The following is a 9,331-nucleotide window of genomic DNA, read 5'->3' as shown; positions in this document are numbered from 1 at the left end:
TGCTGTTAGAACTCAATCTGTACGAGTGCCCACACAGATGATTGCTTTATATTGTTAAAGAACATTGCGATTAAAGCGCTTTACTTTATCTCGCTAGGGCTGCGCATGTTACGCTTTCCTATTTTTTTGTCAATACTTAATTTTAAACTTTTTAAAAAATCTAGACTCAAGTTTTACTCGACTTACTAAGTGACTTACTTGCCTCGCTAAGCGTTGCCTGCTCTGCCGTCTCAGTGGGGTCGCATTATAGGGAGAACAGATTTTTACGCAAGCGTTTTTTAAAGAAAACTTGAAATAAAGTACTGTTCGCTCACTATTCACGCCAAACACTACAAAACCTATACTTAATTTACGTTTTAATAACCTAATTAAGGAATTTAATGTAAAAAGCCCAGTGAAAATCACTGGGCTTTTACTTGATAATAATTAGATGACAGTTGAACAATGCTTAATTAAGCGATGCCGTATTGCTCTCGGTATGCTTTAACTGCTTCTAAATGTTCATCCATTGTACCTTTGTTTTCAAGATAACTAATAAGATCAGCTAATTTCACAATAGAAATAACTTTAGTACCAAAGTCTCGCTCTACTTCTTGAATCGCAGACAGCTCTGCCTTGCCTTTCTCCTGGCGGTCAAGGGCGATTAGCACGCCACTTAAGTCAGCACCATTTTGTGCGATGATTTCCATTGATTCACGAATAGCTGTACCGGCAGTAATCACATCATCAACTAACATGATTTTGCCTTTAAGCTCAGAACCCACTAATGTACCACCTTCACCATGCGCTTTTTTCTCTTTACGGTTAAAGCAATAAGGTACGTCTTTATCATGATGATCAGCTAAAGCAACAGCCGTCGTTGTTGCAATTGGAATACCTTTATAAGCAGGGCCAAATAAAACATCGTAGTCAATATCCGCGTCTTCAAGGGCCGCAGCATAAAAACGACCAAGACGAGCAAGGTCACGGCCTGTATTGAATAAGCCTGCATTAAAAAAGTAAGGGCTAGTACGGCCTGATTTTAAAGTAAACTCGCCAAATTTAAGCACCTGCTTTTCAAGGGCAAATTCAATAAACTCTATTTGATAATCTTTCATTACTATTAAACCTATTACTTTATTAAGCGAGTGCTTGCTTTTGAACGTCAATAATTTCACGAATTGAATGCTTAGCTAAAGTAAGCAACTCATCAAGTTCGTCAAACGAGAACGGTTCACCTTCAGCGGTACCTTGTACTTCGATGATCTTACCTGTTTCAGTGAGGATCACATTCATATCAGTTTCAGCTTCAGAGTCTTCTAGGTATTCTAAATCACTAATCGCTTGGCCTTTATAAACACCCACTGAAATTGCGGCGATCATAAATTTAAGCGGGTTTGAATTAATCATACCTTTACTGCGCATATGTGTAAGTGCATCAACTAAGGCAACACAAGCACCACTAATAGATGCAGTACGCGTACCGCCATCGGCCTGAATTACATCACAGTCGATTGTAATGGTGTTTTCACCTAATGCTTTTAAATCAACCGCAGCACGAAGAGAGCGTGCGATTAAACGTTGAATTTCCATAGTGCGACCGCTTTGCTTGCCTCGCGCCGCTTCACGACCATTTCGAGTATGGGTAGAGCGCGGTAACATCCCGTACTCAGCAGTGATCCACCCTTTACCTTGGCCTTTCATAAAACGCGGTACACCTGATTCAACTGTTGCTGTACACAGTACTTTAGTGTTGCCAAACTCAACCAACACTGAGCCTTCTGCGTGCAATGTATAATTACGTGTAAATGTAACCGGTCTAATTTGGTTAGGTGTTCTTTCGCTTGGACGCATTAACGATCCCCTTAATTCAGAATTTGCCATATTATAAGTATATATAGCAGCAGATGCCATGGTGAATTAAATAAATGCCACTAGCAAAAACAGCATTAACAAAAAATTTCCGCTAGAGCTTATGCAGTGATACGGTATAATCACTTTAATATTGTATAAATAAAACTAGGAAACCATCCATGATCCACAGTATGACAGCTTACGCGCGTCGCGAAATAAAAGGCGATTGGGGCACTGGCACGTGGGAAGTACGTTCAGTTAACCAACGTTACCTTGAAACTTTTATTCGTGCACCTGAGCAATTTCGTGGCATGGAGCCCGTTATTCGTGAGCGCTTACGTAAGCACTTACAACGCGGTAAAGTTGAAGTATTTTTAAAGTTTGTTGCTAACCCTGCTCACGTTGGTGAGCTTTCTATTAATGAAGCCCTAGCTGCACAACTTATTAATAGTGCTAAATGGGTGCAACAACAAAGTAATGGCGACATTAATCCTGTTGATATCCTGCGCTGGCCTGGTGTTATGGAAGCTGAAGAGCTTGATATGGATAGCGTTAACACCGCACTTATCGCTGGTTTTGATCAAGTTATCGAAGATTTTAAATCAGCAAGAGCTGATGAAGGTGCAAACCTTGAAGAAATGATAGCCACACGCCTTGATGCAATTTTAGAGCAAGTTGCTGTTGTTGAAACTCACATGCCAGAAATAACAAAGTGGCAACGAGAAAAACTAGCTCAAAAACTAGAAGATTTAACGACTACTATTGATGAGTCTCGTCTTGAACAAGAGCTTATCTATTTAGCACAAAAGCAAGATGTTGCCGAAGAACTAGACCGCTTAAAATCGCATGTGAAAGAAACTAAAAAAATCCTGAAAAAGGGTGGCGCATGTGGCCGTCGTTTAGATTTTATGATGCAAGAGTTTAACCGTGAAGCAAACACCCTCGCCTCTAAATCAATTAATAGCGACATCACCAATGCAGCGGTAGAGCTAAAAGTATTGATTGAGCAAATGCGTGAGCAGATCCAGAATATAGAATAAGCCATAACAACTTTTAATTTCGGTACTAGGCCTTTGCTCAAAGGCTTAGTATTTACCCCTCCAACTTTTGTTAAGATCTATCTGCTTTTATTAGTACTTGCGCCTTTACTATTTCATTGAGGTATTGCGCCTTATCAAAACATAATGTTGGAAACTCTTTGTAATCCCAAAAGAGCCCATCGGCTTTACGTGCTTTGTCACTGCGATGTGGGTTTCTCCACTGCCCCCAAAATACAAAATCATCATAACCGGTAATAAAGCCCTGAAATACCCAGCACTCCCATTCACCACAATCGCAAGCGTAGGGCATGAAACGCACAGGATTTTGAGTAATATTAGCCATATTTTTAGCTATATCATTGACCCCTAATGTAGGTATATATGCGCCGTATAGCTTATCATCGAAACGCTTTTCAAATTCAGCTAAAGTCTCTAAAAGTGGGATACCGTCAACGTAGATATCAAAAACTAAGCCCAGTGAACCATAACGCCCTGCCGGTTTTAACTCTAATTTATTTACCCCATTGAGAGGTGTGTGTGACTGACTCATTGTATTACTTCCATCTAACCCATGTTTAGCTCGTTAACAACAATTTGGCTACCGATTATGCTTTATTGATTTAGGCTACTAAGTTAGCCTCTATTACAATGCATTTAATGACGCCTTCAATGTCTCAAACTTAATTGGTTTTGTGAGTACCTTATTCATACCCACTTTGAAGCACGAGGCTTTGTCATCTGTGGCCGCATTCGCGGTAAGCGCATAAATTGGAATATCACTTAAAAGCTCATTACGAATATGTTGTGTTGCGGTTAACCCATCCATAGTTGGCATCATGATATCCATTAGTATGAGATCAAAACTTTTGAGCTGCATAAATTCAATCGCTTCGGCACCATCGTTAGCAACCGTTACTTTATGATTTAACTTTTCTAGGAATGCTTTAATCAATAATTGATTGGTTTTATTATCTTCAGCAACAAGTATGCTGAGTGTTGAACGATCTTGTAATGAAACTTTCTCTACCTCACTTTCTAACGCCGTATTCAATGGAATTGATATACTAAACGTACTCCCTAGACCAAGTTGAGTCTGAACATCTATTGAGCCATCCATTAATTCAATTAAGTTCTTAGAAATGCTTAACCCTAAACCAACACCTTCACTTTCTCTATTTATGCCATCATTCACTTGCCTAAAAGGCTGAAAGATTAGTGCTAAATCTTTTTTGGCGATCCCTACTCCAGAGTCTTTAACTTCAAAATTCAGCAGGGCATTTTCGACATTTACTCGCAAAGAAATACTGCCAGAACGAGTATATTTAAACGCGTTACCAATAATATTAAATAGAATTTGCCCTAATCGAAATTCATCCCCCATTATAAAAGTAGGCACTTTTTCATCAATATTGATTGAAAAAATAATATCGTCACTGTCTTCTATTATGTGTAATTGACCCACTATATTTTCTATCAATAGCTTTACATTGAGAGGTTTATTTACCAATAAAATTGTGCCAGATTCTATTTTTGAAAAATCCAGTACATCAGTGATTAAACCATAAAGTATATCGGCACTTGAATTGGCATAATCAAGCCATTGACGTTGCTCTTGAGTCAATTCAGTATCAAGAAGTAACTCAATAACCCCCATAATTGCATTCATAGGAGTGCGGATTTCGTGTGACATAACAGTTAAAAATTTAGATTTAGTATTACTTGCCTCTTCCGCTTTTAATTTAGCACTTTCTAAAGCGACCTCTCGCTGTTTAGAAAATGTAATATCCTTAGCGATTCCTAAATACCCTGTAAATTGGCCCAATTCATCAAACTGTGACTTACCATTTAATGACACCCATAAGCGTTGCGACGCATTCACTTCAAACTCAAAATTACTAAAATCTTCATGCTCTTCTATCAGCTTTGAGAAACCTTGCCACTTCTGTGTATTTTGTTTTTCATTATGCGTGAGTAAGGACATGATTTTCTTTTTTAAAAATAACTGGGTATATATTTTATTTTCACTCTCGATATTATTCACACTAACGAATTTCATGTCCGAATCTGTTCGCCAAAACCATTCGCTTGCAAGCTCCTTAAACAAGGTCGACAAATGAGTAAGGTCATCGAGTAATCTAACCGATTTACTTGATTGCTCAACAACCCGGTTTAAGTTTATAAAGGCTAAAACCACTTGTTGTAAATAAAGCTTTATTATTTCAGATTGCACTACCCCAGAGTGTTCTATTAAATTAATGTTCGTGAAAATATATAAAAAACGGCCCATTTCAAGCTCAGTACTTATGATTAAACAAGTCTGCATATTGAGCTTTGTTAGCTTATCTAAATAAGTAAACTCCAACTCCTCAGTTGAATTTTGGCAAAGGCTAAAGCCCCTTTCTAGCGCCTGTGAGAACAATGCACATTGTGGCCATTTATCAATATGAAAATTATGGTTGCTTGCTGCAAATAATGTGCATTGAGTATTCTCTTTTTTCAAAAGAATGCAGTCTTGATACTTCATTAAAGGTTGAAGCATTTTATTCATTGCTGTAAATATATCTATCTCATCTTCACATTGAGATAGCTTAGCAAGATGTAGTTGTAGCTCATTAACCGTAATGACATCATTGTGTTGCATGAATGCTCTCCGTTTAAAATGCATCGCGTTATGCAAATATTTGCAACCGTCGATTCCATCCCAATTAAATATAGAACAAAATTTAATATAAATCATTGAGTTAATAAATGTTTTAAGGTGGAACGATTACTGCTTACTAACAGTATAAGTAAGCGAAGGGGCAAGTGCATGAATATAGTATGTATTGGTGGTGGTCACGGACTCGCACAAGTTTTAAGTGCAATAAAGCCAGTGTGTAATCAATTAACAGCTATTGTTGCGACTACCGACAATGGTGGAAGCACGGGAAAAATTAGGCAGTTACATAACTGTATTGCTCTTGGAGATATAAGGCGCTGCAGTGTTCAACTTGCTGATGACTCAGTCGTTACGAGGAACATTTATGAGCATAGATTTACCACTGGTGATTTAAAAGGGCACTGCTTAGGCAATTTAGTCCTGCTAAACATGCTACAAGCATCACATTCTGCAACAGCAGCAATTGCAAAATTCAATAAGCTTTTAGGTAACTCTGAGACAGTATTACCGATGACTGAATCACCAACAGACCTCGTCGCTATTTTAAGCAATGGTGAAGAGGTTTTTGGTGAATGCGCTATTGATGCGTTAAATTCGCTTCCCGATAAAATCTATTTATCTAATAAAGTGGCTGCATCGCCTGGGTGTGTCGATGCTATTTTAAATGCTGATTTAGTTATTATTGGGCCCGGCAGTATTATATCTAGCGTGATGCCCGCGTTGTTAATCGACGATATACTTCGAGCCGTTGAAAAAACATCTGCGTGCCGGGTCTTTATTGAAAACACAGCTGAAGAAAACAGTGTTATGAAGCATATTCAAAGTGCTGGAATTGATTGGCTGCAAGAGCAGCTCGGTAGCAAAATATACGATTTAAGTATCTCACCTTCGGCTATTTCTGAAATTTTAGCTAGTAATTCACATTTTAAAAATCACTCAAACCACTTGCACGATATTAGCGAGCTAAATCATATATTTTGTACTTTTTTAAAAAGCTCAATAGATGAAAGCCCTCTTGTTTAAGGATTTTTTATTACCAACGCAAGTTGCTTAAAGGTGAGCTCGCTTTGGGACTCCGCTACTTTTAAAAGTTGTTGTAACTGGGAGCTTACACCCTCTTGGTTAACAGTTTTTTCAATTTGCAAACACGTTTGCGCTAATTGGGTAGCACCAAAGCTGTTGCAACTACTCTTTAAACTGTGCGCGTTTATTTCTATTGTTTTAGCATCAGATGAGTGAACCATCTCTGCGACTAACTTTTGCGATTCATCAACAAAAACGTGGATTAGTTCGATGGCTAAAATTTCACCCACATCAGATTTAAGTTGTTCTATTATGGAATTATCAATCATATTGTTCTTTAGGAGTTAAGTATGAAATGTCAGGTTGTTTTATTTGTCGACTCATCCATGATCGGCGGCATTGAAACCCATATAGTAGAACTATTTAAGCTACTAAAAAATAATCATGTTAGCTGCTCTGTATTATTTTATAAAAATCATCACAATCATGAATTTTATACACTGCTTGATAAAGAGAGCGTAGAGTATTCCTTCATTCAAGGTACACTCAGTAGCTTGATAAATCAATTCACGCAGTATGATAAACATACGGTCATCCATACGCATGGCTATAAAGCGGGTATTTTAGGCCGTATAGCTTGCAAAATAATGGGGCGACGTTGTGTTAGCACCTATCATGCTGGCGAGACTGGCAAAGGAAAAATGTGGTTTTATAACAAGCTAGACGTGTGGCTATCAATACTTTCTACTAATTTCGCAGTTTCACGTAAAATTAAAAAAACAATTCATAATGCAACATTACTTGAAAATTTTATAGATATGCCCAAAGAGGTTCCCTCTATCGAAACCCATAGTCATATTAGAGTCGGGTTTGTGGGGCGACTATCTTACGAAAAAGCACCTGATATTTTCTTTTCACTAGCAAACAATATGAAGAACAATCCTAATGTGAGCTTTCATCTTTTTGGTGATGGCCCAATGAAAAAAGATATTCCAAAAATAAGTAACTTACAGTATTACGGATTAGCTAAACAAGATGACATTTGGCATAACATAGATGTGTTACTCATCTGCTCTCGAGAGGAAGGCTTGCCAATGACCCTACTTGAAGCAATGTCCAAGAATAAACTAGTTATTAGCAGCCCCGTTGGCGAAATACCAAGTATTATCAATAAAACTAACGGAATATTAATGAATAAAGGAGATGAAAAAGAATGCCAACAATGCATTGAAACACTGCTAACGCTGCCTCCTGAAAGTAAAAAAATAATGATACAAAATGCTTACTCAGTCCTTACGCAAAGGTTTTCCGGCAAACAACAACTTTCATTATTACTTGATGCTTACAATACACCTAACTAAGTAGCACTTTCCTCCCACCCTTTAATTTTTCTGTAAAGAGTAGAGGGGCTCACATCTAATAATGCCGCGGCTTTAGGAATATTACTGGCACAAATATCGATTACTCTTTCTATGTATTCTTTCTCAGCCAGCCAAAGCGCCTTCACCCCAGCTTCATCTGAAGGTAATGCCGTTAAATCTTCTACAGAAACACGGTTTTCAGGTTCTTTTTTCTCAATTGGCAACGGTGTTTTAATGTTGCTATTTGGAAGAACTGGAAGCATATTTACATCAATTATTTCTTGTGGATTGAGTACTAATATATTTCGAATTACGTTCTCTAACTGTCTAACATTACCCGGCCAATCATATTGGCTAAAAGCGTGTTTTACATCCATTGTCATCGACTTAAATGGGTGGCTCTCTTCTTTCGCTATTTTTACAAACAAGGCCTCAGCTATTTCAATAATATCGCCTTCACGCTCGCGTAAAGGCGGAAGTTCGATAGGGATCACATGTAATCGATAATACAAATCTTCCCTAAATCGTCCCGCCTCAACTTCAGCTAAAGGATCTCGATTTGTCGCACACACAAAACGCACGTCAACTTTAACCTCTTTTTCGCTACCCACTAACTGATAGGTTCCCGTTTGGATAAAACGCAGCAACTTGCTTTGCAGATTGATATCCATTTCACACAACTCATCTAAAAAGAGTGTTCCACCATCAGCTTGACCTGCAGCACCAGCACGATTTGCAATAGCTCCTGTAAATGCCCCCTTTAGATGACCAAATATTTCGCTTTCTATCAGATCTTTAGGTATTGCGGCACAATTTAATGCCACAAATGGCTTACTAGCTCTGCTAGATGCTTGATGTACAGCACGTGCGCACAACTCTTTTCCTGTGCCGCTTTCGCCAGTAATAAACACCGTCGCTTTACTCACAGATGCAGAGCTGATGATTTGATAAACAGACTGCATTTGTTTTGAGCTACCAATCAAATCAAAATAACGACCATTTTCATATGTGTTTTTGTATGTGGTAACTTTTTGTTTTAGGTCTTTAATTTTGAGAGCATTATTTATTGTTATTCTAAAGCGATCTGCTTCAACAGGCTTTTCTAAAAAGTCACTCGCCCCCAATTTTATTGCTTGGATTGCCATTTCTTTTGTGGCGTGGCCAGTTAAAACAACCACTTGTGGAGAGTTTTCGGGTTCTAATTGAGCGAGTATATCCAAACCATTCATATCAGGAAGCATAACATCTAGCACGATTAAGTCAGGCTTGACGCGATCTATGATTTCTAAAGCAGTTGCCCCGTCATTAGCAAGCAAGGTGTTGACACCTGTAGGGAGTAAATAGGCTTGGTACATCATAGCTAACGACTGGGTATCTTCTACAATTAAAATTGTTGGTGGCATTATCCTTTCCCC

General features: G+C 38.2%; 9 protein-coding genes. 3 read left to right on the top strand and 6 right to left on the bottom strand.

All coding sequences use genetic code 11. From position 1 onward, the window contains the following. Nucleotides 1-452 precede the first annotated feature (452 nt). Both pyrE and rph read right to left on the bottom strand, forming a co-directional pair. A complete protein-coding gene (gene pyrE, locus ACFI4Z_RS12500) occupies nucleotides 453-1,097 on the bottom strand; it encodes an orotate phosphoribosyltransferase (RefSeq protein ID WP_462670862.1) in 645 nt (214 codons plus the stop codon). Between the two features lie 22 nt (nucleotides 1,098-1,119). Beyond that, nucleotides 1,120-1,833 carry a ribonuclease PH gene (rph, locus tag ACFI4Z_RS12495; protein WP_462670861.1) on the bottom strand — a complete coding sequence of 238 codons (714 nt, stop codon included), beginning with the start codon at nucleotides 1,831-1,833 and terminating at the stop codon, nucleotides 1,120-1,122. 179 nt (nucleotides 1,834-2,012) lie between these two features. On the opposite strand from rph, the gene ACFI4Z_RS12490 reads away from it, so the two are divergent. Beyond that, nucleotides 2,013-2,873 (top strand): YicC/YloC family endoribonuclease, encoded by an 861-nt coding sequence (locus tag ACFI4Z_RS12490; RefSeq protein WP_462670860.1) that lies wholly within the window; start codon nucleotides 2,013-2,015, stop codon nucleotides 2,871-2,873. A 70-nt stretch (nucleotides 2,874-2,943) separates the two neighbouring features. On the opposite strand, the gene ACFI4Z_RS12485 is transcribed toward ACFI4Z_RS12490, so the two are convergent. Together ACFI4Z_RS12485 and ACFI4Z_RS12480 are read right to left on the bottom strand one after the other, a co-directional pair. After that, nucleotides 2,944-3,423, bottom strand: a complete 480-nt coding sequence (locus ACFI4Z_RS12485; protein ID WP_462670859.1) for a hypothetical protein — start codon at nucleotides 3,421-3,423, stop codon at nucleotides 2,944-2,946. A 93-nt stretch (nucleotides 3,424-3,516) separates the two neighbouring features. Further along, a complete protein-coding gene (locus ACFI4Z_RS12480) occupies nucleotides 3,517-5,514 on the bottom strand; it encodes a response regulator (RefSeq protein WP_462670858.1) in 1,998 nt (665 codons plus the stop codon). A 168-nt stretch (nucleotides 5,515-5,682) separates the two neighbouring features. On the opposite strand from ACFI4Z_RS12480, the gene ACFI4Z_RS12475 reads away from it, so the two are divergent. After that, entirely contained in the window at nucleotides 5,683-6,555 is an 873-nt protein-coding gene (locus tag ACFI4Z_RS12475) for a gluconeogenesis factor YvcK family protein (protein WP_462670857.1), read from the top strand. Here the strand turns inward: ACFI4Z_RS12475 and ACFI4Z_RS12470 are convergent. Continuing rightward, nucleotides 6,552-6,884 carry an Hpt domain-containing protein gene (locus tag ACFI4Z_RS12470; RefSeq protein ID WP_099296245.1) on the bottom strand — a complete coding sequence of 111 codons (333 nt, stop codon included), beginning with the start codon at nucleotides 6,882-6,884 and terminating at the stop codon, nucleotides 6,552-6,554. The two genes, ACFI4Z_RS12475 and ACFI4Z_RS12470, sit on opposite strands and share 4 nt — an antisense overlap. A 21-nt stretch (nucleotides 6,885-6,905) precedes the next feature. Between ACFI4Z_RS12470 and ACFI4Z_RS12465 the strand changes: the two genes are divergently transcribed. Then, nucleotides 6,906-7,916: a glycosyltransferase family 4 protein gene (locus ACFI4Z_RS12465; protein ID WP_462670856.1), complete on the top strand. Its 1,011-nt coding sequence runs from the start codon at nucleotides 6,906-6,908 to the stop codon at nucleotides 7,914-7,916. Here ACFI4Z_RS12465 and ACFI4Z_RS12460 read toward each other — a convergent pair. Next, nucleotides 7,913-9,319 carry a sigma-54-dependent transcriptional regulator gene (locus ACFI4Z_RS12460; RefSeq protein WP_462670855.1) on the bottom strand — a complete coding sequence of 469 codons (1,407 nt, stop codon included), beginning with the start codon at nucleotides 9,317-9,319 and terminating at the stop codon, nucleotides 7,913-7,915. The two genes, ACFI4Z_RS12465 and ACFI4Z_RS12460, sit on opposite strands and share 4 nt — an antisense overlap. Nucleotides 9,320-9,331: the final 12 nt, after the last annotated feature.

The sequence above is a fragment of the Pseudoalteromonas sp. RWi3 genome (assembly GCF_054960735.1).
This window is presented reverse-complemented; position numbering and strand designations above follow the sequence as displayed.

Bases quoted from the DNA above. Each gene is read 5' to 3' on its own strand.
- pyrE (WP_462670862.1), bottom strand. From the start codon at position 1,097: ATGAAAGATTATCAAATAGAGTTTATTGAATTTGCCCTTGAAAAGCAG.
- rph (WP_462670861.1), bottom strand. From the start codon at position 1,833: ATGCGTCCAAGCGAAAGAACACCTAACCAAATTAGACCGGTTACATTT.
- ACFI4Z_RS12490 (WP_462670860.1), top strand. From the start codon at position 2,013: ATGATCCACAGTATGACAGCTTACGCGCGTCGCGAAATAAAAGGCGAT.
- ACFI4Z_RS12485 (WP_462670859.1), bottom strand. From the start codon at position 3,423: ATGAGTCAGTCACACACACCTCTCAATGGGGTAAATAAATTAGAGTTA.
- ACFI4Z_RS12480 (WP_462670858.1), bottom strand. From the start codon at position 5,514: ATGCAACACAATGATGTCATTACGGTTAATGAGCTACAACTACATCTT.
- ACFI4Z_RS12475 (WP_462670857.1), top strand. From the start codon at position 5,683: ATGAATATAGTATGTATTGGTGGTGGTCACGGACTCGCACAAGTTTTA.
- ACFI4Z_RS12470 (WP_099296245.1), bottom strand. From the start codon at position 6,884: ATGATTGATAATTCCATAATAGAACAACTTAAATCTGATGTGGGTGAA.
- ACFI4Z_RS12465 (WP_462670856.1), top strand. From the start codon at position 6,906: ATGAAATGTCAGGTTGTTTTATTTGTCGACTCATCCATGATCGGCGGC.
- ACFI4Z_RS12460 (WP_462670855.1), bottom strand. From the start codon at position 9,319: ATGCCACCAACAATTTTAATTGTAGAAGATACCCAGTCGTTAGCTATG.